Source organism: Kribbella antibiotica, assembly GCF_004349055.1.
GTDB classification, from domain to species: domain Bacteria; phylum Actinomycetota; class Actinomycetes; order Propionibacteriales; family Kribbellaceae; genus Kribbella; species Kribbella antibiotica.
Genome location: NZ_SMKX01000061.1, coordinates 1 through 25,806 on the forward strand (window position 1 = coordinate 1; position 25,806 = coordinate 25,806).

General features: G+C 66.8%; 28 protein-coding genes. 11 read left to right on the plus strand and 17 right to left on the minus strand.

The window, feature by feature from the left end; translation table 11 throughout:
- Position 1: 1 nt before the first annotated feature.
- Entirely contained in the window at positions 2-88 is an 87-nt protein-coding gene (locus E1263_RS21080; RefSeq protein WP_420323368.1) for an IS3 family transposase, read from the plus strand.
- Positions 89-330: 242 nt separating this feature from the next.
- On the opposite strand, the gene E1263_RS21085 is transcribed toward E1263_RS21080, so the two are convergent.
- From E1263_RS21085 to E1263_RS21095, 3 genes are read right to left on the minus strand one after another with little or no spacing between them, the layout of a single operon-like run.
- Positions 331-1,149, minus strand: a complete 819-nt coding sequence (locus tag E1263_RS21085) for a M55 family metallopeptidase (RefSeq protein WP_132169960.1) — start codon at positions 1,147-1,149, stop codon at positions 331-333.
- Positions 1,149-1,745, minus strand: coding sequence for a gamma subclass chorismate mutase AroQ (gene aroQ, locus E1263_RS21090; protein WP_132169962.1), 597 nt, complete (start codon positions 1,743-1,745; stop codon positions 1,149-1,151). The genes E1263_RS21085 and aroQ overlap by 1 nt, the downstream gene beginning before the upstream one ends.
- A gap of 39 nt (positions 1,746-1,784) precedes the next feature.
- Positions 1,785-3,674: an ABC transporter ATP-binding protein gene (locus E1263_RS21095; protein ID WP_132169964.1), complete on the minus strand. Its 1,890-nt coding sequence runs from the start codon at positions 3,672-3,674 to the stop codon at positions 1,785-1,787.
- Between the two features lie 96 nt (positions 3,675-3,770).
- On the opposite strand from E1263_RS21095, the gene E1263_RS21100 reads away from it, so the two are divergent.
- Positions 3,771-4,031: a MarR family transcriptional regulator gene (locus E1263_RS21100; RefSeq protein WP_132169966.1), complete on the plus strand. Its 261-nt coding sequence runs from the start codon at positions 3,771-3,773 to the stop codon at positions 4,029-4,031.
- A gap of 42 nt (positions 4,032-4,073) precedes the next feature.
- Entirely contained in the window at positions 4,074-4,727 is a 654-nt protein-coding gene (locus E1263_RS21105; protein WP_132169968.1) for a DUF1345 domain-containing protein, read from the plus strand.
- On the opposite strand, the gene E1263_RS21110 is transcribed toward E1263_RS21105, so the two are convergent.
- Complete coding sequence (locus E1263_RS21110) at positions 4,714-5,439, minus strand: GbsR/MarR family transcriptional regulator (RefSeq protein WP_132169970.1); 726 nt, start codon at positions 5,437-5,439, stop codon at positions 4,714-4,716. The two genes, E1263_RS21105 and E1263_RS21110, sit on opposite strands and share 14 nt — an antisense overlap.
- Before the next feature lie 222 nt (positions 5,440-5,661).
- On the opposite strand from E1263_RS21110, the gene E1263_RS21115 reads away from it, so the two are divergent.
- Both E1263_RS21115 and E1263_RS21120 read left to right on the plus strand, forming a co-directional pair.
- A complete protein-coding gene (locus tag E1263_RS21115) occupies positions 5,662-6,423 on the plus strand; it encodes an alpha/beta fold hydrolase (protein ID WP_132169972.1) in 762 nt (253 codons plus the stop codon).
- 26 nt (positions 6,424-6,449) lie between these two features.
- Complete coding sequence (locus E1263_RS21120) at positions 6,450-6,842, plus strand: hypothetical protein (protein WP_132169974.1); 393 nt, start codon at positions 6,450-6,452, stop codon at positions 6,840-6,842.
- A gap of 63 nt (positions 6,843-6,905) precedes the next feature.
- On the opposite strand, the gene E1263_RS21125 is transcribed toward E1263_RS21120, so the two are convergent.
- Positions 6,906-7,883, minus strand: a complete 978-nt coding sequence (locus E1263_RS21125; protein ID WP_132169976.1) for an alpha/beta hydrolase — start codon at positions 7,881-7,883, stop codon at positions 6,906-6,908.
- 93 nt (positions 7,884-7,976) lie between these two features.
- Here E1263_RS21125 and E1263_RS21130 point away from each other — a divergent pair, with 93 nt between their 5' ends.
- The 3 genes from E1263_RS21130 to E1263_RS21140 are packed head-to-tail and all read left to right on the plus strand — an operon-like array spanning position 7,977 to position 10,059.
- Positions 7,977-8,675, plus strand: a complete 699-nt coding sequence (locus tag E1263_RS21130) for a hypothetical protein (RefSeq protein ID WP_132169978.1) — start codon at positions 7,977-7,979, stop codon at positions 8,673-8,675.
- Between the two features lie 53 nt (positions 8,676-8,728).
- Positions 8,729-9,244: a hypothetical protein gene (locus E1263_RS21135; protein WP_132169980.1), complete on the plus strand. Its 516-nt coding sequence runs from the start codon at positions 8,729-8,731 to the stop codon at positions 9,242-9,244.
- Positions 9,241-10,059 carry an alpha/beta hydrolase gene (locus tag E1263_RS21140; RefSeq protein ID WP_132169982.1) on the plus strand — a complete coding sequence of 273 codons (819 nt, stop codon included), beginning with the start codon at positions 9,241-9,243 and terminating at the stop codon, positions 10,057-10,059. Before E1263_RS21135 ends, E1263_RS21140 begins: the two co-directional genes overlap by 4 nt.
- Here the strand turns inward: E1263_RS21140 and E1263_RS21145 are convergent.
- The 3 genes from E1263_RS21145 to E1263_RS21155 are packed head-to-tail and all read right to left on the minus strand — an operon-like array spanning position 10,044 to position 13,166.
- Positions 10,044-10,718 carry a hypothetical protein gene (locus E1263_RS21145; RefSeq protein WP_132169984.1) on the minus strand — a complete coding sequence of 225 codons (675 nt, stop codon included), beginning with the start codon at positions 10,716-10,718 and terminating at the stop codon, positions 10,044-10,046. The genes E1263_RS21140 and E1263_RS21145 overlap by 16 nt on opposite strands.
- A 29-nt stretch (positions 10,719-10,747) precedes the next feature.
- Entirely contained in the window at positions 10,748-11,839 is a 1,092-nt protein-coding gene (gene metX / locus E1263_RS21150) for a homoserine O-acetyltransferase MetX (protein WP_132169986.1), read from the minus strand.
- Between the two features lie 4 nt (positions 11,840-11,843).
- Entirely contained in the window at positions 11,844-13,166 is a 1,323-nt protein-coding gene (locus E1263_RS21155) for a bifunctional o-acetylhomoserine/o-acetylserine sulfhydrylase (protein ID WP_132169988.1), read from the minus strand.
- Between the two features lie 151 nt (positions 13,167-13,317).
- Here E1263_RS21155 and E1263_RS21160 point away from each other — a divergent pair, with 151 nt between their 5' ends.
- On the plus strand, positions 13,318-14,148 hold the full coding sequence (locus E1263_RS21160; protein WP_132169990.1) for a Gfo/Idh/MocA family protein: 831 nt from the start codon (positions 13,318-13,320) through the stop codon (positions 14,146-14,148).
- Here the strand turns inward: E1263_RS21160 and E1263_RS21165 are convergent.
- The gene (locus E1263_RS21165) at positions 14,123-15,250 is read right to left on the minus strand and encodes a glycosyltransferase (RefSeq protein WP_132169992.1); all 1,128 of its coding nucleotides are present in this window, start codon (positions 15,248-15,250) and stop codon (positions 14,123-14,125) included. The two genes, E1263_RS21160 and E1263_RS21165, sit on opposite strands and share 26 nt — an antisense overlap.
- 162 nt (positions 15,251-15,412) lie before the next feature.
- Between E1263_RS21165 and E1263_RS21170 the strand changes: the two genes are divergently transcribed.
- Positions 15,413-16,171 carry an AIM24 family protein gene (locus tag E1263_RS21170; RefSeq protein ID WP_132169994.1) on the plus strand — a complete coding sequence of 253 codons (759 nt, stop codon included), beginning with the start codon at positions 15,413-15,415 and terminating at the stop codon, positions 16,169-16,171.
- Here E1263_RS21170 and E1263_RS21175 read toward each other — a convergent pair.
- The gene (locus E1263_RS21175) at positions 16,154-16,792 is read right to left on the minus strand and encodes an SGNH/GDSL hydrolase family protein (protein WP_132169996.1); all 639 of its coding nucleotides are present in this window, start codon (positions 16,790-16,792) and stop codon (positions 16,154-16,156) included. The two genes, E1263_RS21170 and E1263_RS21175, sit on opposite strands and share 18 nt — an antisense overlap.
- Positions 16,793-16,827: 35 nt before the next feature.
- Here E1263_RS21175 and E1263_RS21180 point away from each other — a divergent pair, with 35 nt between their 5' ends.
- Positions 16,828-17,256: a GNAT family N-acetyltransferase gene (locus tag E1263_RS21180; RefSeq protein ID WP_132169998.1), complete on the plus strand. Its 429-nt coding sequence runs from the start codon at positions 16,828-16,830 to the stop codon at positions 17,254-17,256.
- Here E1263_RS21180 and E1263_RS21185 read toward each other — a convergent pair.
- The 7 genes from E1263_RS21185 to E1263_RS21215 form a co-directional block, all read right to left on the minus strand.
- On the minus strand, positions 17,243-18,412 hold the full coding sequence (locus E1263_RS21185; RefSeq protein WP_165956700.1) for an alpha/beta hydrolase family protein: 1,170 nt from the start codon (positions 18,410-18,412) through the stop codon (positions 17,243-17,245). The genes E1263_RS21180 and E1263_RS21185 overlap by 14 nt on opposite strands.
- Before the next feature lie 77 nt (positions 18,413-18,489).
- The gene (locus tag E1263_RS21190) at positions 18,490-19,707 is read right to left on the minus strand and encodes an MFS transporter (protein ID WP_132170002.1); all 1,218 of its coding nucleotides are present in this window, start codon (positions 19,705-19,707) and stop codon (positions 18,490-18,492) included.
- A gap of 5 nt (positions 19,708-19,712) precedes the next feature.
- The gene (locus tag E1263_RS21195; protein ID WP_132170004.1) at positions 19,713-20,198 is read right to left on the minus strand and encodes a MarR family winged helix-turn-helix transcriptional regulator; all 486 of its coding nucleotides are present in this window, start codon (positions 20,196-20,198) and stop codon (positions 19,713-19,715) included.
- Between the two features lie 1,088 nt (positions 20,199-21,286).
- Positions 21,287-22,591: an aldehyde dehydrogenase family protein gene (locus E1263_RS21200; RefSeq protein WP_132170006.1), complete on the minus strand. Its 1,305-nt coding sequence runs from the start codon at positions 22,589-22,591 to the stop codon at positions 21,287-21,289.
- Positions 22,591-24,099 carry a CoA transferase gene (locus tag E1263_RS21205; RefSeq protein ID WP_132170008.1) on the minus strand — a complete coding sequence of 503 codons (1,509 nt, stop codon included), beginning with the start codon at positions 24,097-24,099 and terminating at the stop codon, positions 22,591-22,593. Before E1263_RS21205 ends, E1263_RS21200 begins: the two co-directional genes overlap by 1 nt.
- The gene (locus E1263_RS21210; protein WP_132170010.1) at positions 24,096-25,022 is read right to left on the minus strand and encodes a 3-hydroxyacyl-CoA dehydrogenase family protein; all 927 of its coding nucleotides are present in this window, start codon (positions 25,020-25,022) and stop codon (positions 24,096-24,098) included. The genes E1263_RS21205 and E1263_RS21210 overlap by 4 nt, the downstream gene beginning before the upstream one ends.
- The gene (locus E1263_RS21215) at positions 25,022-25,771 is read right to left on the minus strand and encodes an acetoacetate decarboxylase (protein ID WP_202868980.1); all 750 of its coding nucleotides are present in this window, start codon (positions 25,769-25,771) and stop codon (positions 25,022-25,024) included. Before E1263_RS21215 ends, E1263_RS21210 begins: the two co-directional genes overlap by 1 nt.
- Positions 25,772-25,806 lie beyond the last annotated feature (35 nt).

Below are 25,806 nucleotides of genomic sequence, written 5' to 3' on the forward strand. Positions count from 1 at the left end.
CATCCGCTGGTACAACAACGACCGCATCTCAACAAGACTCGAGGGCCTGAGCCCGGTGCAATACCGGGCCCAAGCCCTCGCGGCCTAGGCTTCTAACCAGCCAGTCCAACAATCGGGGACCAGTTCAGATAGGGGGTTGCCCCCTCAGATTCTCAGTGGGCAACCCCCCCAGCTGAAGGGATATCCCCTGAGATGGCGAGCGCCGGGTGAGCGGGCACGGCGGGAGTTGGTGGGGTGTACCGATGGACGGGTAGTGGTGGGCCGTTTGGGGTGATTGGCGGTGGGGGTGAGCGGGACAGCTAGGCCCACTACCCGTTCATCGGTACGGCGTTAGTCGTTGAGGGCTCGGGACAGGTACACCGTGGCGATGAAGGTTCGGAAGAGCGTCAGGGGGTCCTCGTGGCTCAGGACAACTGTTGTTTCGGCTTGGCGCTCGACGTTGCGGAGGGCGCAGGCCAGGTCGGCGTGGGCTTGGGTGTGGAAGCGGATGGTTAGGTCGGCTCCACGGAGGTTCGGCTGGGGGGTACTGAGGGTGCTGAGGGATTGGCGGGCGGCGGCTTGGATCAGTTCGCGGGCTCGCTCGGGGTGGATCGACAGGGCGGCGTTGTGGGAGATCGACTGCTTGACGACTACGCCTTCGGCGCGCGGGAAGAAGGGGCGGGCCTCGTCGATCGTGGTTTGGTCGCCGGTGATCAGCACGATCGGTACGTCGTACGCGAGCGCTGCCAGTGCATTGACGGCTGCTTCGCCGGCGATCGTGTCGTTGAGGCGGACTTCGGCGATCGCGCGTGGGTTGTAAGTGTGGTGAAGGACGGACGAGGTCGCGCCTGCTGAGCCGTGGTACGAGATGAAGAAGATGGCGTCGAACGAGGCGTCGAGGCCTTCCATCATGTACAGCGGTTTGTGTCGGCCGGAGAGGTAGCTTGCGCGACCGTGCAGTTCATCCGGGCGGAGGTTCTGCATGGTGGAGTGCGAGTCGTTCACCAGGAACTCAGTGGCGCCGGCCTCGAGGGCGCCGTCGATCGCGGCGTTCACCTCGGCTTGCAGCTGACCGCGGTAGTACTCGTACTCCGGGCTCGGCGCGCGACACTGCGACCAGTCGACGACTCCCGCCGTACCCTCCATGTCTGTTGACAGGAAGACCTTCATCAGCAGACGCCGATGGTCGCGACCTTGAGGGCCTGCCGATGCAGGCGGTCCAGGTGTACGCCGGCCGGGATAGTTGCCAGCAGCAAGGAGATGCCGCAGCGTACGCCAGAGTCGCGGAGGCGGTCGACGGTGACGAGTTCCGCGAGGAGGTCGGCGGTCAGCTGGTCGAGCTGCTTGCGAACGGCATCGAGATCCGGACCAGTTGTCGGGGCCGACGAAGGATGCTGGGCCCACCGCGCGAGGAGACCGCGCTGCACGACCTTGCTGGCATCGATCTGCGCTTGGAAGAACGCGGCGGTCTCGTCCGGGTCGATCCCCAGCTTCACGGCCGACGCGCGGACCGAGACCAGGATCTGCTGCTCACGGACCGGGTCGTCGACCGGCTTGCCGCTGAAGTACTTCGACGCGGCAACGGCATCGCCGACATTGATCCGCCGTACGACGAGATCCGTCAACCGCTCGAACCCGACTCGCGACTGCACAGTCGCAACAGACGTCGTACCGGTCCGCGTTGTTTCGGGCTGGGCAAAGGCCGGAGCCACCTGCCCGCCGCCGATGATCGCCGCCACCAAGAGCACTCGCCCGATCAGTCGCATCCGTGCCTCCGTCGTTGAACCCAGCTGACGCCAGCGACATTACGCGACCGTTTGAGTGGCGAATTGGGTGGCGTGGAGGTCGGCGTAGAGGCCGCCGGCGGCCAGGAGTTCCTCGTGCGTTCCGTGTTCGCGGATTTGGCCGTCGTCCAGGACGAGGATCTGGTCGGCGTTGCGGATGGTGGAGAGGCGGTGGGCGATCACCAGCGAGGTCCGGCCGGTGAGGGCGTTCGCCAGAGCGGCTTGTACGGCGGCCTCTGATTCGGAGTCGAGGTGAGCCGTGGCCTCGTCGAGGATGACGATGGAGGGGGATTTGAGGAGCAGGCGGGCGATGGCCAGTCGTTGCCTTTCGCCGCCGGAGAGGCGGTAGCCGCGATCGCCGACGACGGTGTCGAGTCCATCTGGCAGGCTGTCGACCAAAGCCGCGATCTGAGCCGCTTCGAGCGCGTCATGGAGCTCGGCCTCGGTTGCTTCTGGGCGGGCCAGCAGAAGGTTGGAGCGGATGGTGTCGTGGTACATGTGCGAGTCCTGCGTGACTACGCCGATCACGTCGCGAAGCGAGCGCTGCGTGACCTCGCGGACGTCGTGACCGCCAACCAGGATCGCGCCGCCGGTGACGTCGTACATGCGGGAGACGAGCGAAGCGAGAGTAGTTTTGCCGGCACCGGACGGGCCGACGACGGCGATCATCTCGCCGGGGCGGACCGCGAAGCTGATGCCCTTAAGCACCTCTTCACCGGTCTCGGTCGACAGCGTCGCGACCGACTCGAGTGAGGCGAGCGACACCTCGGCCGCCGACGGATAGTGGAAGCGGACTTCGTCGAACTGCAGCGACGGCTCGACATCGACAGGGAGCTCAACAGCATCCTTGCGGTCGGCAACCATCGGCGGGAGGTCAAGCACTTCGAGTACTCGCTCGAAGCTGACCAAAGTCGTCATCACGTCGACCTGGACATTGGAGAGCGCGGTCAGCGGACCGTAGAGCCGAGCCAGATAGGCGGTCAAGGCAACGACCGTCCCGATCCCGAGCGCACCCTGCACAGCGAAGACTCCGCCGACACCGTACACAAGGGCGACCGCGAGCGCTGCGACCAGAGTCAGCGAGACGCGGAAGATCCCGGCATACATGGAGGTTGTGACCCCGATGTCACGGACCCGCGCAGCCTTGTCGGCGAACTCCTTGGACGAATCCTGCGTGCGACCGAAGATCTTGGCCAGTACGGCGCCTGCCACGTTGAACCGCTCAGTCATCGTCTGCGCCATGGTTGCGTTCAGCCGGTAGGTCTCGGCCGTTGCCTCGCGCAACCGACCGGCCATCAGGCGAGCGGGGAGAATGAACAGCGGCAGCAACACCAGCGCCAGCAGCGTGATCTGCCACGACATCACGAACATCGCGGCGAGCACCAAGGTGACGCTCAGGACGTTGCTGACGACGTTCGACAGCGTTGAGGTGAACGCCTGTTGGGCGCCGAGGACATCGCCGTTCAGGCGTTGGATGAGCGCACCGGTCTGGGTGCGGCTGAAGAAGGCGACCGGCATCTGCTGCACGTGATCGAACACGGAGGTGCGCAGGTCGTAGACGAGTCCCTCGCCGATCCGCGCGGAGAACCAGCGCTGGGCCAGCGTGACCGCACCACTCACCAGAGCAAGCAGCGCGACGACAGCCGCGAGCCAGATGACGAGTGCGGTGTTCTTGGGGACGATGCCGCGGTCGATGATCGCGCGGTAGAGCAGCGGGGTGGCTGCGCCGGCGCTCGCATCGATGGCGACAAGGACAAGGAAGGCGGCCAGATAGCCGCGATAGGGGACGGCGAAACCGGCGATGCGGCGCAGTGTGCCCGCGGACAGTTTGTGGTGCCGGACGGAGGAGTCCTTCAGCAGCGAGCGCATCGCTCGCCCGCCACCGCCTCCTGCACCCGGCATTCCGGACATCTGTGACATTGAAGCCTTTCGGTTCTGGATCAGATATGCTGAGGTTACCTCACTATGAGGCTAACTCACAAGACCGGTCCCCGATAGGCTCCCACCGTGAATGCGTCCGACAACACCGCCGAACAGATCGCCGCCCGGCTGGACGCCGTCATCCGCCGGCAGCGCCGTGCCGCCAGGGCCGACGTCGAAGGCCTCACCCACGGCCGCTTCCGCGTCCTCCGCACCCTCGACCAGGCCGGCCGCCCGCTCCGCCTCAGCGAGCTCGCCACCCAGCTCGGCATCGTCCCCCGCTCAGCCACCTCGGTCGTCGACGACCTCGAGGCCGGCGGCCTGCTCAACCGCCTCGCCGACGACTGACACATTCCCGACGTCCGGTACGGCGATCGCTAGCATCCGCATGTGGTGAGCGTTCGGTCGGACGGGGTCACGCGAGCGCTGCTCGCGGCGGCCGGCGCCATGCTGCTTCCGGTGCTGTGGATCCACGCCGTTCCTGGCATCGCGACCGTTCCGACCCTGATGACCTGGGATCTCATCGCACTCATCTTTCTCAGCCGGCAGGTGCGGACGCTGCGCCGCGGACGGACCGCAGCCGACGCCGACGCCGACGGGTCACCGCCTTGGTTGCCGTCGGCCCACAGGATGCGGTTGCGGTTCGCGGGGGTGATCGTGGCCAGTGCCGCCGGATTGTCCAGCGGACTGTTGATCGTGGCAGTCGATACGGCCGAGGATGTTCCATGGGACGCCTGGATCATCCGACTGCTGGCTGCAGCGACCGTCGTACTGGCTTGGCTGATCCTGCACCTGGGGTACGCCATGCACTACGCGAACATCTACTTCGCCACCGGACACGGCATCACCTTCCCCGGCACAACGACGCCGAACTTCCTTGACTTCGCGTACTTCTCCTTCACCATCGGAGCAACCTTCGCGACCTCCGACGTCGAGATCAGCAACCGCCGCGTGCGGCATGCGGTGATCTGGCATTCGGTGATGTCGTTCTTCTACAACGCCGCCGTCCTCGGCATCGCAATCGGCGCCTTCACCGGGAAGTAGCCTCCCGGGCCGCGAGCCGATCACGCCATTCCTCCATAGCCTGCTGGAGTTTCGAGCTGATCAGCATCACCAGCTCAGCCGACGACTCGAACCGCGCACCAGCAGGTGTATCAACCCCGAGCACCTGAGCCGCCCGTCGCGATGAGGCAGCCAACGCTTCGTTCATCTGCACGGACGCGATCAGGTTGCGCAACCAGATTTCGTCGTCGATGACATAGCGTTCGCGGCGCTCGCCGGGATCGCGTTCGCGACGCAACATCCCTTGCTGCTCAAGAAAAGCAATGGCATGCGAGATGGACGCCGGGCTGACACGCAGCCGCTGGACGAGGTCGGCGGCGGTGAGGCTGCCGGAGTCGGCAATGTTCAAGCACGTGAGAACTCTGGCCTCCATCCGCGGCAAACCCTGCTGCACAAGCAGTTCGGCGAACGAATCCGCAAGCTCCTGTACGGCGACCGGGTCGCGCCCGTGACTGTCGTCGTACATCGGCGGGGCCGCCGGCTCGGCCTGCTTCTGCCGGCGGGCGCGTTCGCGCGTGTCTTGCTCGGCGCGATCCGCGCGATAGCCGTCGGGACCGCCATTGCGGGTGACCTCGCGCATCACGGTTGAGGCGGGCCGATCCAGGCGGCGGCCGATCTCGGCATAGCCGAGCCCCTCGCCCAGCCAGCCCGCGATCTGCTGACGGTCTTCCGTACTGAGCCTGCCTCCGGGCATCCGGTCGGCCTCCCTGATCTGGTCGCACTACCGCCACCAAGTATGCATTCACCGCGAGCTCATTGCAAAGCCCAGCATTGCATTCAGTCTCAGCATCATTGCAAAGAACACCAATCTGACGCTCAGAGCGGTCAGAATTGCGTGTTGACGGATCTCTAAACGCAACGTACGGTTCTTCTTGTTCAGCAAATACCAAACGAACCGAATGCAAGGAGAACCACCATGTTGATTCCGACCGAGGACACCGCGCTCAACGTCAACGACTCCGGCGGCTCCGGCCGTCCGGTGGTCTACCTGAACGGTGCCTACGCCAACTGGAAGCACTTCAAGCCGGTGATCGCCGCCCTCGGGAACGACGAGTTCCGGCACATCACCTTCGACGCCCGGGCCCGCGGCAAGTCGAAGCAGTCGGCGGACTACTCGTTCGCCGCCGGCCTGCGCGACATCGACGCCGTACTGGCTGCGACGGGCGCCGAGCGGCCGATCCTGGTCGGCTGGTCGTACGGCGCGACACTCGCGGCGTACTGGGCCGAGCAGAACCCGGACCGCATCGCCGGAGCGGTCGCAGTCGACGGCGCGATGCCGTACGGACTGACCGGCGAGGAAGGGGCAGAGCGGATCCGCCAACTGTTCAGCAAGATGCGCTACCTCCTGCCGCTCGTGCGCCCGTTCGGTCTGGCGGCGCGGATGAGCCTCGAGGAGCACATCGACGTCAACATCGAGATCAACGGCATCGCCGCCGAGATGGCTCCGGTCCTGGAGCGCATCACCTGCCCGTTCCGCTATGTCCTCGCCACCGGCTCCAGCCTCGGCGGCGGCGAAGAGGAGATGGAAGCGGCGCGCGCCTCACTGGAGCCCGTGCTCGCAGTCAACTCCAACCTGCAGATCGCCGCCAAGGTCCCGAGCAACCACTCACACATCCTGCGCAAGGACTTCGCGGCCGTCGCCGATGCCGTCCGCGCCACCGCGTCCGTCACCCGCTAATCACCTATATACAAGGAGAAACCATCATGACCATCACCCTCACCGACCAGGACAAGACCACTCTGCGCATCGCGGCGTACGGCGCCGTCTCGCTGCTCGCCGCGGCCGGCGACAAGCCGCACAAGATCGCCACCAACGGCACCATGGCGCTCACCTCCGCCACCGGCACGGTCGGCCACGTCCTCAACGAGAAGCGCGGCACCATCCCCCTCAAGGGAAAGAACGTCGCCGAAATGGCCGACCAGGTCCTCCCGGCGCTGACCGCCGCGGTCACGCTCCTCGAGGCCCAATCCCCCGCCGAAGCGGAGAACTTCCGCACCACCATCACCGTCGCCCTGGAGGCGGCCCAACTCCACCAGTCCACCCCCTCCCCCACCCTCACCGAGATGACCCGCAAGATCACCGAGTCCCTCGGCTGATGCGGCACCTGGCCGGTACGGCGCTCCCCCGCGAAAGCGCCGTACCAGCACTTGCCCGCCGGACTAGCGGCGGAGGTGGTTGATGATGCCGTCGATGTCTTCGATCATGCGGCCGGCGCGGATCTCGTGGCCGCCGCCGTCTTCGTAGGCGATGAACGGGATGTTGGCCTGGGCCAGGGCAGCTTTGAATTCACGCTGGCCGGCCAGGACCTGGGTTTCGTTGGCGTAGTTGAAGGGGTCGGGACCCGGGGCGGTTCCGGCGACGAGGAAGATGCGTTTGCCGCGGTAGCGCTCGATGTTCTGCATCGGGTTGTCCATGTTGACCCGGCCTTCGTCCCACGGGACGCCGTAGATGGTGCCGCCGTTGAGGTCGACCGCAGCAGAAGACGCGTTAGCCCAGTGAACGACCAGGCCGCTGTCGCGGCGGACGCTGGCGGGGCCGGAGTGCGAGCTGACCGAGGCGAAATGGCCCCAGTACTTGGCGGTGTACTTCAGGGCGCCGAAGCCGCCCATCGAGAAGCCGGAGACGGCGCGGCCCGCGAATTCGCCGTACGTGCGGAAGTTTCCGTCGATCCACGGGATGAGCTGGTTGAGGTGGAAGCTCTCCCAGTTGCGGGGGCCGACATTGGTGGTGACCGGGTTGGAGTACCAGCCGGCCTTACCGCCGTCGGGCATCACGACGATGATCGGCTTGCCCGCGGTCCAGGCGCGGACGCCGGCGATGTCGAAGCTGATGAAGTCCTGCATTCCCCCGTGCAGCAGGTAGAGAACGGGATACCGGCGGCCGCCGCTGTTGTGGTAACCATCAGGCAGCAGCACGTTGACCGCGGGCTGCCAGCCGATCTCGGCGGTCTGGAAGCGGTAGTACCACATCCGCGGATCGCGGGTGTCGCTGCCGACGATGCGCAGTCCGAAACCGTCACCCGCGGCGTGGGCCGCGGCCGCGCCGGTCAGAATGGTTCCGGCGCCGAGGCCGGCGGCGGCGGTCAGGCCACCGGCGGCCTTGAGCAGGGTTCTGCGGGTAGGACGATGCTCGCTCATACGATCTCCTGGGGCGCGTCGATTTCACCGTGAGTCACGGTGCGTATGTAAGTTAGTACCATAACTTAGGGGTCAAGAGGGTCGGAGGATGTTGTGACAGGCACTACGCCACGGCGCAAGACTGGTGGCCGGCAGGCGCAGATCGGGCTCGCAGACATCGAGCGCGAAGGGCTGCGCCTCGGCCTCGCGAGCCTCACCGTCAACGGCGTCGCCACCGCACTCGGTGTCACGCCGACCGCGCTCTACCGCCATGTCGACGGCAAGCTCGGTCTGGAGACACTCGTCGGTGAGGCCGTCCTGGCCGAGCTCCGCATCGCCGACGACCCCGCCGACGACCTCGAGAAGCACCTGCTCTCGTTCTCGCAGCAACTGCGGAACTTCGTCCTCGACCGGCCCGGCCTCGCGGCGTACCTGCAGAGTCTGTTCCCCCGTGGAGCTGCCGGGTTGCGGTTGCAACGCGACGCAATCGAGGCGCTCGGACGCCGCGGGTACGGCGCTGCCGGTGCCGTCATGTTGTCCGGGACGGTCGCCTCGCTCGCGATCAACCTGACCGCTGCCGAGGAGCGACACCGCCCCTACCACGACGGCCCCCATCAGCGGGAGCTCGAAAAGGTCTACGCCCTGCTGGCTGCCGACGAGGTCCTCGCGCCCGTCCACGCAGAGCTGCCGGCCATCTCCAGCGGCGACTACTTCCTGATGGTCATGACCGCCTGCATCCGGGGTCTCACGACCGCGGCCCCGCCCGATCGGTCCGTCGCCGAGATCCTGACCGGCCTCGGTCTGGCCGATTGAGCCATTCGCTCAATCGGCGGCGCGTTCGGCGGGGGTGGTGGTTTGGTCGACGCATGACGAAGACATCGCCCGGTGAGGCAGCTCAGTTGCTGCGGGACGACCAAGAACTCCTGCTGACTGCGGTCGACGGATTGAGCGCGGAGAAGCTGCGAGCGCCGTACCGGCTGAGCGCCGGACCCTTGGGACACTTCTGCGAGTCCTTGCACGACCTGGTCGCGCACGTGCTGATGTGGGACGAAATCACCCTCGCTGTACTACGTGATGCGCGGAATGGCCGACTGCATTGGAGCCTGGACCCGCGCTGGGAAACCCCCTCGATCGGTACGGCGATGAATGTCGGCGGCGTCGAGGCTGGACGGCACCTTCCGTCGGAGCTGGTCTTGCACCGGTATCGCAGTGTTGGCGAAGGGCTGGTCGCGGAGATCGAGCAGTACGACGAGGTCGCGTGGGCCGACCCGGCGACGGGCGGCGGGTACGACGGTGGGATCGGGGCGCTGGCCGAGTACGTGTCGACGCCGCCCGGCTACGGGGTCTTCGGGCACGCGGCTCGGCATTTGAGGGCTGCATGATCATCGATTCCCCGGCCTATGCGGGTGAGACCGACGCACTGCTCAAACTCCTGGCGGATCAGCCGTCCCGGCCGGACCTGGATCCGTACGAGCAGCTGCTGCTGGACCGCCAGGAACTCCCGGATCCGGAGCTCGCCGGGACGGTTGATCCGCGAACGCGACCGCGTGATCTGGAGATCGAGCTGCCGGGACGCACGCTCGATGCGCGCGTCTATCACCCAGTGCAGACGACCGGGCCCGCGCCAGTTCTGCTGTGGTTGCACGGTGGCGGATTCGTCGGTGGGCACTGGCGCGACATCGAGTACGCGACATCCGGGATCGCTGCCGCAGGCAACGTTGTCGTTGTCTCGCTCAACTATCGTCTGGAGCCTGAAAAACCTTACCCAGCTGCACTTAATGACGTCCACGAGACATTGCAGTGGATCCACGCGCGCACCACTGAGTTGCGAGGCGACGGACGGATCGCCATAGGTGGACAGAGCGCCGGCGCGGAGTTGGCGATGGCGGCATGCATGGTTGCCCGGGACAACGGCACCCCGCTGCCAGCGCACCAGATCCTCTGCTATCCGTGCCCCCATCCCGATCAGGACAGCATGTCGTTCGACGGACTACCCCCGGCGCTCGTACTCGCTGCGGGACGAGACTCGCTGCGTGACGATGCTTTGGAATCCGCGGCTCGGCTGGATGCCCGGCTGGTCGAGTACGCCGACACCATGCACGCGTTTCTCAACTTTCCGGCCGCGCTGTCGGCTGGGCGGCATGCCGTCGAGCTCATCAGCGAGCACCTACGGGAGGTGTTCTACCCGCCGGCGTGATCGGCGCCATGATCGAAGAAGCGCCTGGGGTCGCTTGCTGCGCGCGGGCCGGATGCGAGCCAGGCGACGAACTCGTCGGGGTAGCGCCGTTCGAGCTCGTCGAGATACGCCTGCCGTACGTCGGTCGTCGCCGCCCAGTGCTCGGTCCGGCGCAGCTCGCCGAAGCTGCGGCGCCAGGCCAGGCACAGCTCGGCGGCGGTCAGGTCGTGCAGCAGTACGGCGTAGTCCAGCGCGGGCGCGTCCAGTGGCTTCAGCTCGGCATGCAGCTTGGGAGGCGACTGTTCTTTGAGCGGCGCGTTCGGGGCGACTTCGAGCCAACCGAACCACGCGACGACCGGCGGCGAGGTTCCGGCGATGACCAGGAGCAGGAGCAACACCTCGACCCCCACGGCGGCGCCGTACCCGATGATTGCGACCGCGACGCCACCGCCGAGCGCAGCCCAGCGTGGAGCCGCCCGGAAGACCTCGGCCGACGGTTGCTCCCACGACAGCCCGAGGCTGACCGAGAGCGCACCGGCCGTGAAACCGGCGAACACGAACACTGCCAAATTCGGACCCGGTGCCACGAACACCAGAGCCGTCACCACACCCATCCCGGCCAGCGCCGCTACCGCCGCGCGCCAGACCCGGTAGTACCGCATCCCGACGAACTTCCGCATGGCTCTCCAGTGCCCAGAAACCAGCTGGACTATCTCCGACCGACCGCGGCCGTGCTCAGGGTCTTCGCGATCAAGGCGCCGACCTGGTCGAGCTCGATCAGGAAGCCGTCATGCCCGTACGGCGAATTGATCGTATGCACGCCATCGGCCGCTGGGAAGGCCGCGACAAGTTCGGCCGACAACGACGGTGGATAGAGGCGATCGGAGTCGACCGTCGCGACGACAAGCCGGGAGCGCAGCCGGGCCAGCGTGCTGGCCAGATCGCCGCGACCGCGGGTGATGTCGTGACTGTTCATGGCGCGGGTCAGGACGACGTACGAGCCGGGATCGAAGCGGCGGGCGAGCTTGGTCGCGTGATGGTCGAGGTAGGACTCGACGGCGTACCGGCCGCCGGTGGCTGGGTCCTCGCCGGCTTGCGCGGAGCGGCCGAAGCGGGTGGCCAGCTCGAACTCCGAGCGGTAGGTGATGTGGGCGATTCTTCTCGCGATACCGAGGCCGACGGCCGGGGAGCGGCCGGTGCCGTAGTAGTCGCCGCCTTGCCAGTCGGGGTCTGAGGTGATCGCCGCGAGCTGTGGTGCGCACCAGGCGATCTGGTCGGCGGAGGCATAGCCGGTGGAGGCGAGGACGAACGCCGTACCGACTCGGTCTGGGTACATCAGCGGCCACTCGATGGCGCGCATTCCGCCCATCGAACCGCCGATGACGGCTGCCCAGCGATCGATGCCTAGGGCATCGGCCAGCACGGCCTCGGCGTTGACCTGGTCGCGAATGGTGATGGCGGGGAAGCGACTCCCCCACGGGCGGCCGTCGGGTGCTTCGCTCGACGGGCCGGTGGTTCCTTGGCAACCGCCGAGCACGTTCGAGGCAACGACGTACCAGTCGGCGGGGTCGAGGTACCGGCCCGGCCCGATCAAACCGTCCCACCATCCGGGGGTCGGTTGATCGGGTCCGGCCGGGCCGACCACGTGCGCATCTCCGGTCAGCGCGTGACAAATCAGGATCGCGTTGTCTGCTTGGGGATTCCCCCAGCTCTCGTACGCGATCCGCGCCCCGGGCAACGTCGCACCGCTCTCCAGCAGAAGGTCGCCGGCAGCAACAAAACGTCGCCCGGTGGCACTCATCGACTCAGACCGACTTGGCGGCCGCGAACCCGACCTCGAGGTCGGCAAGGATGTCGTCGATGTGCTCGAGACCGACCGCCAGCCGGACCAGGCCCGGGGTGACGCCGGAAGCGAGCTGGTCCTCGGTGGACAGCTGGCTGTGCGTCGTCGAGGCCGGGTGGATCACCAGGGAACGCACGTCACCGATGTTCGCGACGTGGCTGTGCAACTGCAGCGCGTCGACGAATCGCTTACCGGCGTCCACACCACCCTTGATCTCGAACGCCACGACCGCGCCGGCACCGCGCGGCGTGTACTTCTGCGCGAGCTCGTAGTACTTGCTCGACGGGAGGCTGGCGTACGCGACGCCGTCCACCTCATCGCGGGCCTCGAGCCACTGCGCGACCTTGAGCGCGTTGTCGAGGTGCCGCTCGATCCGCAGCGAGAGGGTCTCCAGGCCCTGCGCGATGAGGAACGCGTTGAACGGCGCTACCGCCGTACCGAGGTCGCGCAGCCACTGCACGCGGGCCTTGAGGATGTAGGCCAGGTTGCCGAGCGGCGAGTTGACGCCGAGCGCTTCGCCGAAGGTCAGGCCGTGGTAACTCGGGTCCGGCTGGTTGAAGCCGGGGAAGCGCTCCGGGTTCGCGGCGTAGTCGAACTTGCCCGAATCCACGATCACGCCGGCGATCGCCGTACCGTGGCCGCCCAGGTACTTGGTCGCCGAGTGCACGACGACGTCGGCGCCATGCTCGAGCGGCCGCAGCACGTACGGCGTGGCGACGGTGTTGTCGACGATCAGCGGTACGCCGAACTCGTGGGCGACCCCGGCGATTCCCTCGATGTCGAAGATCTCGCTCTTCGGGTTCGCGATCGTCTCGCCGAAGAAAGCCTTCGTGTTCGGCTTGATCGCGGCCTTCCAGGACTCCAGGTCACTCGGGTCCTCGACGAAGGTCACCTCGATCCCCAGCTTGGGGAAGGTGTAGTGGAAGAGGTTGTACGTACCGCCGTACAGGCTCGGGCTGCTGACCACGTGGTCACCGGCCTCGGCGATGTTCAGCAGCGCGAGCGAGGTCGCGGCCTGGCCCGACGACACCAGCAGCGCGGCGGTGCCGCCTTCCAGACTCGCGATCCGCTGCTCGACCGCGTCCTGGGTCGGGTTCTGGATCCGGGTGTAGATGTTCCCGAACTCCTGCAGCCCGAACAGGCTCGCAGCGTGATCGGTGCTGTCGAACGTGTACGACGTCGTCTGGTAGATCGGCAGCGCTCGGGCCTTGGTCGTCGGGTCCGACGTCTGCCCGGCATGGATCTGCCTGGTCTCGAACGACCAGCTGGGCGCGTTCTCGGTCATTTGCTCCTCATTTCAGGGTCACAGTCGCTTCTCGGAGAGTCACAGCACGTGATCAAAAGGTACTAACTTAATCGACATACTTGACCAAGTCTCGAAGCGTGGACACTCTGGCCCGCGTCGGGCGCCTCGTCGAGCTGCGAGAGGATCGAGCATGCTTCGTATCGCCCTGGTCGGGACCGAGAACAGCCACGCCCGCGAGATCATCCAGCACCTGAACACCCACCCGATCTCGGACGCCGCCCGCATCGTCGCCCTCGTCGGCACCGACGACGAGCACAACCAGACCTTGATGACCAACGGCGGTATCACCCAACTCGTCCCGACCTCGACCGAACTGATCGGCAGCGTCGACGCGCTCATCGTCACCAACCGCGACGGCGCCCTGCATCGCGAGCACGCCAAACCGTTCCTCGACGCCGGCATCCCCGTCTGGGTCGACAAACCCCTAGCAGCCAGTACGGCGGACGCCCGCGCCATCCTCGAGGCCGCGGAACGCACGAGCACCCTGGTCACGTCGTACTCGGCCGTTCGCTGGGTTGCCGACGCGGATACCCTTGCCCAGAGCATCGAATCTGTCGGCGAACTGCAGGCGGTCACAGTCACCGGCCCGGCCGATCCGGACAGCGAATACAGCGGCATCTTCTTCTACGGCATTCATGCCGCCGATCTCGCCCAGCGGCTAGCCCCCGGCGACCCGCAGAACATCCAGGTCGAGCAGACCAAAGCCACTGTCATCGCGCGCTACCGCAGCAACGACGTCCTCGTCACACTGCAACTCGTCACGCCGACCGATACCGGCAGCGTGCCGTTCCACGCCGAGATCGTCGGCCGCGAAGGCGTTGTGAGCCAGGACATCCAGCTCGACGCCGACTACGTCGTACCGGGGTTGAAGGTCTTCCTCGAACTGCTTGCCACTGGCAACGCGCCGCTCGACGCGGCCACGATGCTTGCGCCCATCACCGTTCTCGAACAGCTCCGCTGAGCAGCAGTTCGGCGGCACGCGTCGTACCGTCGGTGTTGATGGTTGGGGCGAGCGCCTGGGCGCGGGCTCTCGTCTCGGAAGCCAAGGTGGTGGTGAGCGCCGACGTCAGGGACTCCAGGGTCGGGTCCGGATCCTGGTGGGCGAAGCCGATGCCTAGCTCCGCGACGCGGGCGGCCCACCGCGGCTGGTCGACAATGCGCGGTACGACGAGTTGCGGCGTACCGGCTTTGGCTGCAGTGGTGGTGGTTCCGGCGCCGCCGTGGTGGATGACGGTGGCGACTCGCGGGAACAGGGCCTGCTGGTTGACCTCGCCGATGACCAAGGTGTCCTTCTGGTCGTCGATCGCGGCGATGTCGGCCCAGCCGCGATTCAGCAGCACTCGGCGGCCGTGGGCGCGGGCGGCCTCGGTGGTCAGGCGGGCGATGTCCTTCGGAGCGTGCGACGCCATGCTGCCGAAGCCGACGTACACGGGTGGTTCGCCTGCATCCAGGAAAGCCTCGAGGTCAGCCGGGAGCGGGCGATCGTCGGGCAGCGTCCAGGCGCCGAGCTGCAGTACCTCGGGGATGTCCGCCGGCCACAAGGTCGGATCGGAGGCCAGCCACGGCTGGTCGCCGCGGACATAAGCCCGTACGTCGTCGATCGGCGGCAGGCCGATCGCGGCCCGCTGGGTGTTGAGCGCTTCCAGGTAGAGGGCATTCGTCCCCTCGGGCGGCATGCCGAGGGTGTGGAAGGAAGCGAACTCGTAGCGAATACCGAGCTTCTCAGCGACATCGCGGGCGCCGGCCGGCATCAGGCCGGTGGCGACGATCGCTTCGGCGCCCTCGGCAACTTTCGGCAACACGTCGAAACGCGCAGCGACCAGCTCGGGCGCCAGTTTCAACGCAGCTTCGCGTGACGGTGGCTTCGGATTGTTGACGACCGATTGCACCGAGCGACCAACCGGCACCAGCTCCACACCGGCCCGGGCGGCCAGCGCCCTGAACTCCTCGTCGGGTGGTGCACACAGCACCGCCTCCGCGCCGTACTCCTGCAACTTCCTTGCCAGACCGGCGAGAGGCTCGACGTCTCCGCGCGAGCCCCAGGTCAGCAACACAAACCGCATTTTCACGCCCCTCGATTCGTGATGGACCGCCATCCTGAGGCATCACCGGGGCCTTGCCGCAAGCCCACCCCTGCGCTATATGTTGGAAGGGAGGGGAACCGCTGCGGGCAGACGTGCGTCCATACCTGCGCTCGGGGTTGTTTCTCAAGAGGGGGTAGGTCAGTGCGGAGTCAACTGTTCGCGGCGGAGAACCAGGAGCAGGAGTCGGCCCAGCCGGGTCTGCGGCTGCAGAACTCGAAGCTGCTGAAGGTCGAGTTGCGCGGCGAGGTGTTCGCGCGGCAGGGTGCGATGGTCGCCTACCAGGGCAACGTCCAGTTCGAGGCCCAGGGGTCCGGCGGGATCGGCAAGTTCATCAAGCAGAAGCTCACCGGCGAGGGCATCCCGCTGATGAAGATCAAGGGCCACGGCGATGTCTTCCTCGCCGACCGCGCCGCCGACGTCTACCTGATCGATCTCGAAGGTCCGCACGACGGGCTCAGCATCAACGGCGCGAACGTGCTCGCGTTCGAGTCCTCGCTGAGCTGGGACATCCAGCGCGTCCAGGGCATGGGCATGATGTCGAACGCCGGCCTGTTCAACTGCACGTTCTCCGGTCAAGGCCGGCTCGCGATCACCTGCAAGGGCACCCCGGTCGTTCTCACAGTGGACCAGCCGACGTACGCCGACCCCCAGGCCGCGATCGCGTGGTCGACGGGTCTGCAGACCGGCTACCAGCGCGCCGACCAGATCGGTCTCGGCACTCTCCTCGGCCGTACGACGGGTGAGGCGTTCACGATGAGCTTCGCCGGCCAGGGCTTCGTTGTCGTCCAGCCCTCGGAGGAGCCGCCCGGCGGCGTCATCGGCGGCACCGGCAGCGGTCAGCAGACCGGCCAAGATGGCGGGGTCGCCGGTGTTCTCGGTGGGCTACTCGGGGGACGCTAGCCCTTCGCAGATGTCCCAGGCAGCGTGCTGGAGAAGGGCCGCGGTGTCCGCATCGAGGCCCTTCACCGGTACGTCGATTCCGACCGGATCCTCAGCCAGTAAGGCGATCAGGAACACGCACGCGGCCAGGTAGCTGCCCGCCAACGCGGGGTGGCTGTTGTCTTTGTCGTGCAGCACGGGCTCGTCATGGGTGCTGAGGAACCGCTCCCAGACCGGCCCGACCGGGATGAGCGTCGCGCCTAGCTCGACGGCACTACCGCCGTACGCTGCAGTGAGGGCTTTTTGCGTCTCAGGCGCATTGCGGCGCGCCCAGGTGAGGTAGAGCGCGGTCCGCGCGCCAGCCGCTTTGATCGCGGTGTCGAAGTCTCGCGCACTCTCGCGGAACCGGTCCGGACTCTTGATCGGCAAGGTGCTCTGCTCCTGCAGCACGACTACGTCGTACCGGCCGTCCTCGATCGCCTGCAGCGCCTTCCCGGCATTGAGATGCTGCCGCAGCGAGGCGCCACCCGCCTGGATCAACGTCGACTCGATCGCGATCCCGCGCGCACCGGCCAGGCCCTTCAACAGACCAGGCAGGTTGTTACGCGCCGTGAAGCTGTTACCGACAAAGAGAATCCGCACGACACCGACGCTACTACCTGGCAGCATCTGCAGTCATGACGCTGAGAATTCTTCGGGTCCAGGACGACACGACCCTGCTCGACTGGCAGCGCGTGCACAACGAGATCGTTCCACCGGCCGCATTGTCGGTCGACGAGGTTCGGGAACGGGTCACGCGCAACGTGCTCGAGGTCCTGTACGACGACGAGGTCCTGGTGGGGTGTTCGACGGTCCGGCCGCCGTCGGCGGAAACACCGGCAGCGACCGTGATCGTGCGCGTGCTCCCGCCGTACCGGGGTCGTGGGTTCGGCGAGACGCTGTATCAGCACTGTCTGCACCAGGCGCAAGGGCAGGGAGTGGAGACGCACATCCTCTCGAGCAACGTGGACGGAGTGCGGTTCGCCCTGGCGCACGGGTTTGTCGAGGTGGAGACCTATGCGATGCCCGGTGACGCTGTGCAGTGGGTGTTGCTCAGACGAACTTGATCTCGGGGTAGAGCGCGGATTGCTGGCGCAGTAGGGGTTGGGGGCGGTTGTCGAGGAACTGGGTGAAGTAGGCGAGGACGTAGGCGCGCTGGGCCTTGATGCTGCGGATGGGGTTGACGGTGCCTAGGAGTGCAGTGACTGCTTCGGGCGGGATGTTGTTGGCTTGGGCAACTGCCGGGGCGGAGAACTGGTAGTCAGCGAAGGCGCCGTGGGTGCCGGCGGGCAGACTGAGGTTGAGTTTCCAGCCGCGTTGGTTGGCCCAGAAGCTGGTCCAGGATGGGTCAGGGGCTGAGCCGCCGGGGAGGTGCGAGTGACCGGCGGCGCCGAAGAGTAAGAACGGCCGGTCCAGGCCGCGCTTGGCGACCTCGCTCAGCTCGCCTTCGGGGTAGCCGTATTGCATGGTGCCGTCGAGGTTGACGCCGGCGGCGATGCGGTGGTCGGTGAGCATGGTTTCGGCGGCGGCGAAACCGCCGAGGGAGTAGCCGAGAAGGCCGATGCGGCGGAGATCCATCGCGCGGTGGAGCGCCAGTCGGCCGAGCGAATCGAGCACGAACTTGAGGTCGGCGACCCTGATCGCGACCGGCTTGTGCAGGTCGTTGTCCGGGAGCAGGACCGGCGTGACCCGACCGCCGGGGAACTCCACCGGCGCCTCACCCGTGTGGTCGATAGTGACAACGACGTGCCCGTGGCTCGCCAGGTCCTCGACCTGGTTGGTGCTCACCAGCCGGGAAGTCCCGAACCCCGGCGAGTAGACGATCACCGGATGCCGCCCGTACGACGGAACGCCCAGCCGCGCGTGCGTCGTCGTACCGGCGTAGTCGATCCGGCCAGGCGGGATGCCGAAGTAGCTACCGAGCTCATCCGCCAACTGAGGCGCCATGTGCGGTGGTGCGTAGCGGGCATGTGGTCCGGCGGCGCCGGGGCGAGCCGGGTACCAGACGCTGACCATCAGCTCGCGGCGATGCCCCGGCTCCCACGGGTCCGCCCGGGACTCGTCCACCAGCCGAAGCTCGGTGGTCCCGATCGGATACGGCCCGGTCGGGCGCGGCAGAACCAGGCGGGTGGGCGCGGGTGCGGCAGCGGCCGCTGGCACCGCAGTCGCAGTCAGGCCGGCGGCCGCCGCGGCAAGCACGGTACGACGAGAGACGGTGATCATGGGGATCACCCTGCCGCTGCTTTCGTCACCGTGCATCCCTCGCCAGGGTGATCTCGTCCCCTAGGGGGACGAGCGTCTCAGCCCTGTGACGGTACGACGGACTTGCGTAGGCCGGGTGTGGTGGCGGCGACGGTGACGACTGCGGCGATGCAGAGGACCGCGCCGGACAGGAGCGCGGTGAAGGGTGACGTGAGTTGCGCCGTGACGCCGCCGCGAACGTTGCCGAGGTTGGGGCCGGCGCTGCCGACAATCTGTTCGGCGGCGGCCACTCGGCCGAGGAGTTCGTTGGGGGTGTGCAGCTGAACAATGGTGCTGCGGGCAACGACCGAGACAGTGTCGGCGGCACCGGCAACCGCGAGGAAGGCGAACGCGATCCACGGGGTGGGCGCGAACGCGAACAGGCCAAGGGCGATCCCCCAGCTCCCGGCGCCGATGAGCATCACCACGCCGGGCTGCGGCAGGCGGGTGTACGAGCCGGAGAGGACCGAGGCGGCCACTCCCCCGACGGCGATCGAGGTCAGGAACAGGCCGAGCGTCCGTGGATCACCGCCGAAGCGCTCGGCATTCAGCGCCGGGAAGAGGCTGATCGGCATCGACAGCACAGTGACCGCGAGGTCGGTGATGAGCGCACCTCGGATGACCGGTGTTGAGACGACGAAGTTCAGGCCGTCGACGACCCCGCGCAGCCCCGGGCGCACATCACCTTTGACGCGAAGGAGCGGTAGACCGAGGACGCCGTACAGGGCTGCGGTGAAGGTCAGGGCGTCGATCAGGTACGCCGTACCGGGGCCCCAGGCGGCGACGATCAGTCCACCGGCGGCCGGGCCGATCAGCATGGCCCCCTGGAAGGCGATTCGATTGAGGGCGATGCCTCCAGCAAGTAGTTCGCGAGGTAGTAGTTGCGGAAGGATGCTTCGGGCAACAGGTCCGGCCGCTGCGCCGAACGCGGCCTGCATTGCGACCAACCCGAGCAGTACGCCGACGGGCACCGAACCGATCACCAGTTGGCTCGCCATCAGCGCCGAGGTGAAGATCTGGCCGAGGGTGGTGATGAGGTAGAACCGGCGGCGTTCGAATCGGTCGACCGCTGCACCCGCGAACAGGCCGAGCACAATCAGCGGGAGCGCTTGGGCCAGACCGACAGCGCCCGTCCAGGCTGAGCTTTTCGTCTCGTCCCAGACCTGGAACATCACCGCGACGAATGCCAACTGGCCACCGAAGATCGACACCACCTGGCCGAACCACAACCGCCGGAACGGTTTTGACGCTCGCAGCGGCGCGAGGTCGATCAGCATGTTTCTCACTCTGTCGCCTCCCCCTGGGCGAGCTTCTCGGTGACGCGGTCATAGAAGCTCTTTCGCTTGAGCGCCTGCTCGATGTCCTGCACGACCTGGCTCATCTTGTACGGCAACTCGGCCTCGAGTTCGGCGATGGCGGCCTCCGTCGCTCGCCACTCGGCGGCGAGCAGCCCGGCAAGCTCTTCGGCCTTCGGCGTGAGCGCGACAAGCTTGGCGCGGGCATCGGGACCAGGCTCGGTCCGCACCAGGCCCGCCGTACGCATCGCGGCGACCTTCTGGCTCAACGCGGAGTGCGTGCGGCCGACCGACTCGGCTAGCTCGGTGATGGTCATCGGACCCTTGAGGTGGAGGCGGAGTAGCTCCATCACGTAGGTCGGTTTCAATCCCTGGATGTCTCGGTCGGTGTAGACGCGGCCGATCTCACCGTCGATGTGCCCCAGCAGCTGATGCAGCGCGCGCCACTGACTCTGCTCTGTCGGATCGTCCATGGGGGTATCGTAACAGTGCTTATATAAGCACTGTTACTTCTGCTTGGTGTTCATGTTTCGGCGGGGATGGTTGCTCGCCGCTCTAACTGCGGCCGGGCTCGCTGCATGTGGCTGGTCGCCGCTGCGGCCGATTTACAGTGGGAGTTTGGCGAGGCCCGGCGCGTGGCTGAGGGGGATGGCGAGGTCGGCGATCGCGTGACCGCCGTCTGAGGTGCTCGCTATGGTTGCGGCCGGTAGCTCCGAGGCCTGGAAAGTGACCCGCCGCGGTGGTGAAAAGCCCCGGCAAGGTCGTCTGGGGTCCCGCCGCGCCCGGCTGGCCGCAACCGTCTCGGTGGCTGGTCTTTTCGTCGCGGCTCTCTCCACTTGCCGGGGGCTTGCGCGCAACGTGGTGGGTTCGGTCAGGTAATTACCTGTCCACGGCCACCGGATGGTGTTCAAGCCCCCGGTTGGTGGTTCGGCCGGGGGCTGCCGAGTCATGCGCCAAGGGTGGGTTGCCTTCTCTTTGCGCACGAACCCCGACTTTGGGCCCCCATCAGCCGTTTTCGTGGTGCCGAAATGGTTGGTGGGTGCTCAAGGTCGTCGTTCGTGCCCAAGGGTGGGTTGGCGTGTCTTTGGGGTCGGGGAGGTTGCTTGGGGCAAGGGGTTCGCGAGTGGGTTCAGTCGCGGGGTGAGGCCGCGTCCCGGATGGCCCTTGCTGCGTCGTTGTGCGTGACTTTTTCGGCGCATAGACCCGAAAAATCCCCGCGTAATGCGCAACGCCCGGGCTGGCGCTGGCGGGGTCATTAGCCGGCAACTTTTTCTCACATAGCGACCCCAAATTACCGACTAACGCGGATCTCGAACCCTAAGCCACGTTGGGTGGAACATTCTTCGCAAATGGCGCACAGGAGTTTCCACTCAGCGGAGATTTTGGACCTCAGCCATAGCGGGCACCTCAAGCAACGGGCACGCGGTCGCCGACCTCGCCAGTACCTCAACCACCCGCCGGGGCCAGCCAAGCTCTTTATGTAACGCGGCCGCCGCGGCGACCAGCCCCAAGCAACGCGTCCGGCCTGTCAGGTGCGGCGAGCAACCAAATGGCGGGTGGGTCAGGTGAGGGGGCGATCGAGGACTGCTTTGAGGTGGCTGAAGGTGTCGATGGAGTATTTGCCGTGGTAGCGGCCCATGCCGCTTTCGCCTACGCCGCCGAAGGGGAGGTCGGTGGCGGTGAGGTGGACTACGGGGTGGCCGAAGCCGACGGCGCCGGAGGAGGTCTCGGTGAGGATGCGGTGCTTGACCTCATCCGACTCGGTGAAGGCGTAGAGGGCTAGAGGCTTGTCGCGGTTACGGATGAAGGCGAGGGCTTCGTCCAGCGACTTGACGGTCAGGATGGGGAGGATGGGGCCGAAGATCTCTTCGCCCATGACTGGGGAGTCGGGGGCTACGTCGGTGAGGACGGTGGGGGCGATGTATTTCGTGGCTTTGTCGGTTTCGCCGCCGGTGACGACTCGGCCGCTGGCGAGGAGGGCGGAGAGGCGGTCGAAGTGGCGTTCGTTGACGATGCGGCCGTACTCGTCGCTGGTGGACGGGTCGTCGCCGAACTTGCGGCGTACTTCGGCGGTGAGGGCGGCTTCGAGGGGCGCGGGGTCGCCGATGGCGAGGATGTAGTCGGGGGCCACGCAGGTCTGGCCGGCGTTGAGGAACTTGGCGCGGACCAGGCGCTCGGCGACGTGGACCGGGTTGACGTCGGGGTCGACGATGACGGGGCTCTTGCCGCCGAGCTCGAGGGCGACCGGGGTGAGGTGTTTCGCGGCGGCGGTCATGACGATCCGGCCGACCTGGCCGTTGCCGGTGTAGAAGATGTGGTCGAAGCGCTGTTCCAGGAGCTCGGTCGTCTCCGGGATGCCGCCTTGGACGACGGCAACTGCGGAGGCATCCAGGTACGCCGGGAGGTGGCGGGCGATCGTTGCGGAGACGGTCGGGGAGAGTTCGCTCGGCTTGATGACCGCGACGTTGCCTGCGGCAAGGATTCCGACGAGTGGGGCGAGGGCCAGGTGCAGCGGGTAGTTCCAGGGGCCGACGACCAGGGCTACGCCGAGTGGTTCGCGGATGACCTGCGCGGTACCGGGGAGCAGCCTCTCCGGGAGGGGCGCGGACTCGGGGGCGAGCCAGGCGTCGAGGTGCTCCAGGGTGTGGTCGATCTCGTTGACGATGAACATGAGCTCGGTCCCGCGGGCCTCTTCGGCCGGCTTGCCGAGGTCGGTGTGCAGCGCGCCGACGAAGTCCGCGTCCTGCTCCAGCAGCATGGTCTTCAGTGCGTTCAGCTGGGTACGACGCCATTCGAGCGGGCGCGTGATGCGGGAGTCGAAGGTCGCCCGGAGGTCGGTGACGAGCTGAGGAATATTCGAGGTCATCAGTGCTGTCCTGTCGGGAGCCATTCGGGGCGGCTGCTGCCGCGGGGGACGAGGATGGTGCGGAAGGCGCCGGGGGTGGCCGACATCTGGACCTGGTCGGTGACGCCTTGGTAGCGGCCGAGCGGGGTTTCCGCGGTGAAGGTGTCGGGGTCCAGGTAGGCGTGATCGCCACCGGTACCTGCGATGGTGCGGGCGAAGTTCTGGTCGAAGACGCCGAGGCTGATGATCCAGAGTGCGATCCGGGTGAGCGAGATGTGGACCCGGTACGAACCGCCTTCGTTGGCGCGGCGGATGAGCGCGGCACAGATGCCGGCCGTGGCCAGCCAGGGCACGAGGTAGTCGTTGACGACGCCGATGTGCGGAAGTCTCGGCTGGTCGGCGGAGCCTTCGAGCGTCATCATGCCGGTGACACAGCCTGCGGTTTGGTCGAAGCCGACTCTGGTTGCCCACGGCCCCTGTTCGCCATGCAGGGAAACGGTGGTGTGGATGATGCCGGGGCGGATCGCGGCAGCTTGCTGGGGCGACAGGCCGAGCTCGGAGACCTGGCCGGGGCGGCGGTTCGCGTAGAAGACGTCGGCGCCGCGGAGCAGGTCGCGGACGGTCTCCATCGCGGCTGGGTTGCGGGCGTAGTCGACAGTCGCTGAGCGAACACCGACATTCGCGGTCATGTAGACGACCGGATTCTCCCACTCGGTCGGGCGCCAGAGGTTCAGCGCGTCAGCACCGTGCTGGGCGAGCGCACGACCGATCCCGGCCCCCGCGATCACGTGGCCGAGGCCGAGCGCGCGAATCCCGTCGAGCGGTTGAAGTGCTCCGGCCGGAAGCGGCTCGGGTGGAGAGTCGCCGATCTTCTCGATCTCGATCAGCGGGAGGTTGGCGAGTACGTCCTGGTATTGCTTGGTTTCCAGGAATTCTTCGGTACTGCGAACCATCGGCATCACGATGCCCGCATCCGCGCCGGCCTCTTCCAGCTCACTGGCTTTCCACCGGGCGACGGCAGCGGCGATCGCCGTCGCATCGTCGTACGTGCGCAGGAGTTTGAGCGTTGCGGACTTGAGCTTCGGGTAGATGTTGAGCGGCATCACCCACCGGCCGTCGCCTGCACGATAGAACTTGAGCGACAGCGGGCTGCCGGGGTCGGCGGTGTTGGTCGGCGGCAGGCCGTTCACCAACTCCCACTTCTTGTCGTAGAACGGGCACAGGCGATGCGGCGCCTTCCGCAAGTCCATGCTGATGTCCTGGCCCGGTCCACCCCGATGCCGCCACAAAGCAGCCAGCGCAACGGACTTGGCCACCAACCCAATCGCCGGCGCGGCACCCAACCGTACGGCGCTCGGCACGATCGGATCGGCCCCCACGAACTCAACCCGCCCACCGCAGTCGTCGGCGCTGAACCCAACATCCGCCAGCACTTCACCAAGTGCGGCCTGAATGTCGAAGTGGTCGTCCGACTCGGAGCGAATGGGGTTGGCGATCGAGGAGCGGACCCGCGCCGTCACGTCGCTCATTTGTTCTCCTCGGAAGGAGCAGTCCCCAAAGCTTTCATCAGAGCGATCTGGGCCTTGTCTCGGGCCTCCGCCAGCTCGGCGATGGTGCCGCCGAAGTTGGCGGCTTGCTCGCTCAACAGCGCGTTGGTGGCGGCGTCGAGGTCAGGGGTGCCTAGCTGTCCCCAGCGTTTTTGGAGGCCGGGTCCGAGGTGTTCGAGGAAGTGCGGAAGGCCGCCGGGGCCGCCGCCGAGGTGGAAGCTGAGGAAGGGGCCGCTGACTGCCCAGCGTTGCCCCAGCGAAGAGGTGACGACCTCGTCCAATTGTTGCTCCGTCACCACACCTTCGGCGACGAGGTGGACGCATTCGCGGAAGATTGCCGCCTGCAACCGATTGGCGACGAACCCGGGGACCTCTTTGGCCAGGACGATCGGTTTCTTGCCGAGACTGCGGTAGAAATCGACAGCCGCTGCCACGGCTTCGGGTGCGGTCTGCCGGCCGGGAACAACCTCAACCAGCGGAATCAGGTGCGGCGGGTTGAAGGGGTGGCCGACGACGAGGCGCTCGGGTGACTGCAGCGCGGTCGCGATGTCGGTGGCGGGGATGCCGGACGTCGAGGTGAGGAACAACGCGTGGGCGGGTGCGTGTGCTTCGATCGTCGACCAGATCTGGTGTTTGAGGTCGAGGCGCTCGGGGCCGTTCTCCTGGATGACATCGGTGCCGGCGACGGCGCGGGCCAGGTCAGGTTCGAAGGTGATGCGGTCAGCGAGGGCGGCGGTGGGGAGGCCTAGGTCAGCCAGGGACGGGATCAGTTCGGCGAGGCCGGCGTGGACAACGTCCTCGATCCCCGGCGCCGGGTCGCTGATCACCACGTCGATCCCGTACGCCGCCATCAGGCCGGCCCACGAGACGCCGATCACGCCGCCGCCGACGATTGTTGCCCTCATCACCGATCTCCCTCGAGGTAGTCGTGCACGACCGAGACCGGTCCGAGCGTCAGGTCGGTCAGGATGTGGCTGGCCGAGACGATCTCCAGCACCGGCAGGTCGGCCAGCGGCGCGAGTGCGTGCGGCACCAGGTGCAGCCGCGCCGGGCCGGTCCAGGCACCCTTGATGGTCAGGTCGGTGATCTGGCTGCGCACCAGCTCGCAGATCCGCGGTTTGCGGTCGTAGCCGGGCAACAACTTCAGCATGTACGTCGGCGCGGTCAGCTCAGCTCGCGCTTCCGCCTCGTCCAGCACCCGATGCTTGTACCCCATCGTCGCCAACGCAACCTGGATCGACCCATAGTCCAGCGTCCCGACCAGGGTGTCCGAATCCACGCTCAGCGTGGGCTTACCAAACTTCTTCGGATACCCCGAGTACTCCCGCCCACTGGTGATCGCGCCGAGATGGTCGACGTACATGCCGAGCGTGAACTCCCCCGGCTCCCCGTCGTACTCGACGAGCGCGACCTGGCCCGACTCGGTGTAGTCGCCGAGGCCGGTGACGTCCGGCATCCGCATCACCTCGAAGCGGACCAGCGGGTCGACCACCTTCAGCGGCGCCGGGATCAGCGCGTTGAGCGCGTCCGGGTCCGTCCGGTAGGTGATGTTCAGATACTCCCGATCGGTGAATCTGTAGGGCCCGCGCGGAAAAGCCGGCGAGGCCAGAGGAGTGGTGAGCTGAGCCCTGACATCGTCCTCGGACATGACCATGCCGTCGACTCTATGCCAGCCATTTTCGGATCCCG

What these genes read in the sequence shown, in the direction of transcription:
- E1263_RS21085 (WP_132169960.1), bottom strand. Translation starts at nt 1,149, where the DNA reads ATGAAGGTCTTCCTGTCAACAGACATGGAGGGTACGGCGGGAGTCGTC.
- aroQ (WP_132169962.1), bottom strand. Translation starts at nt 1,745, where the DNA reads ATGCGACTGATCGGGCGAGTGCTCTTGGTGGCGGCGATCATCGGCGGC.
- E1263_RS21095 (WP_132169964.1), bottom strand. Translation starts at nt 3,674, where the DNA reads ATGTCCGGAATGCCGGGTGCAGGAGGCGGTGGCGGGCGAGCGATGCGC.
- E1263_RS21110 (WP_132169970.1), bottom strand. Translation starts at nt 5,439, where the DNA reads ATGCCCGGAGGCAGGCTCAGTACGGAAGACCGTCAGCAGATCGCGGGC.
- E1263_RS21115 (WP_132169972.1), top strand. Translation starts at nt 5,662, where the DNA reads ATGTTGATTCCGACCGAGGACACCGCGCTCAACGTCAACGACTCCGGC.
- E1263_RS21120 (WP_132169974.1), top strand. Translation starts at nt 6,450, where the DNA reads ATGACCATCACCCTCACCGACCAGGACAAGACCACTCTGCGCATCGCG.
- E1263_RS21125 (WP_132169976.1), bottom strand. Translation starts at nt 7,883, where the DNA reads ATGAGCGAGCATCGTCCTACCCGCAGAACCCTGCTCAAGGCCGCCGGT.
- E1263_RS21135 (WP_132169980.1), top strand. Translation starts at nt 8,729, where the DNA reads ATGACGAAGACATCGCCCGGTGAGGCAGCTCAGTTGCTGCGGGACGAC.
- E1263_RS21140 (WP_132169982.1), top strand. Translation starts at nt 9,241, where the DNA reads ATGATCATCGATTCCCCGGCCTATGCGGGTGAGACCGACGCACTGCTC.
- E1263_RS21145 (WP_132169984.1), bottom strand. Translation starts at nt 10,718, where the DNA reads ATGCGGAAGTTCGTCGGGATGCGGTACTACCGGGTCTGGCGCGCGGCG.
- metX (WP_132169986.1), bottom strand. Translation starts at nt 11,839, where the DNA reads ATGAGTGCCACCGGGCGACGTTTTGTTGCTGCCGGCGACCTTCTGCTG.
- E1263_RS21155 (WP_132169988.1), bottom strand. Translation starts at nt 13,166, where the DNA reads ATGACCGAGAACGCGCCCAGCTGGTCGTTCGAGACCAGGCAGATCCAT.
- E1263_RS21160 (WP_132169990.1), top strand. Translation starts at nt 13,318, where the DNA reads ATGCTTCGTATCGCCCTGGTCGGGACCGAGAACAGCCACGCCCGCGAG.
- E1263_RS21165 (WP_132169992.1), bottom strand. Translation starts at nt 15,250, where the DNA reads ATGCGGTTTGTGTTGCTGACCTGGGGCTCGCGCGGAGACGTCGAGCCT.
- E1263_RS21180 (WP_132169998.1), top strand. Translation starts at nt 16,828, where the DNA reads ATGACGCTGAGAATTCTTCGGGTCCAGGACGACACGACCCTGCTCGAC.
- E1263_RS21185 (WP_165956700.1), bottom strand. Translation starts at nt 18,412, where the DNA reads ATGATCACCGTCTCTCGTCGTACCGTGCTTGCCGCGGCGGCCGCCGGC.
- E1263_RS21190 (WP_132170002.1), bottom strand. Translation starts at nt 19,707, where the DNA reads ATGCTGATCGACCTCGCGCCGCTGCGAGCGTCAAAACCGTTCCGGCGG.
- E1263_RS21195 (WP_132170004.1), bottom strand. Translation starts at nt 20,198, where the DNA reads ATGGACGATCCGACAGAGCAGAGTCAGTGGCGCGCGCTGCATCAGCTG.
- E1263_RS21200 (WP_132170006.1), bottom strand. Translation starts at nt 22,591, where the DNA reads ATGACCTCGAATATTCCTCAGCTCGTCACCGACCTCCGGGCGACCTTC.
- E1263_RS21205 (WP_132170008.1), bottom strand. Translation starts at nt 24,099, where the DNA reads ATGAGCGACGTGACGGCGCGGGTCCGCTCCTCGATCGCCAACCCCATT.
- E1263_RS21210 (WP_132170010.1), bottom strand. Translation starts at nt 25,022, where the DNA reads ATGAGGGCAACAATCGTCGGCGGCGGCGTGATCGGCGTCTCGTGGGCC.
- E1263_RS21215 (WP_202868980.1), bottom strand. Translation starts at nt 25,771, where the DNA reads ATGGTCATGTCCGAGGACGATGTCAGGGCTCAGCTCACCACTCCTCTG.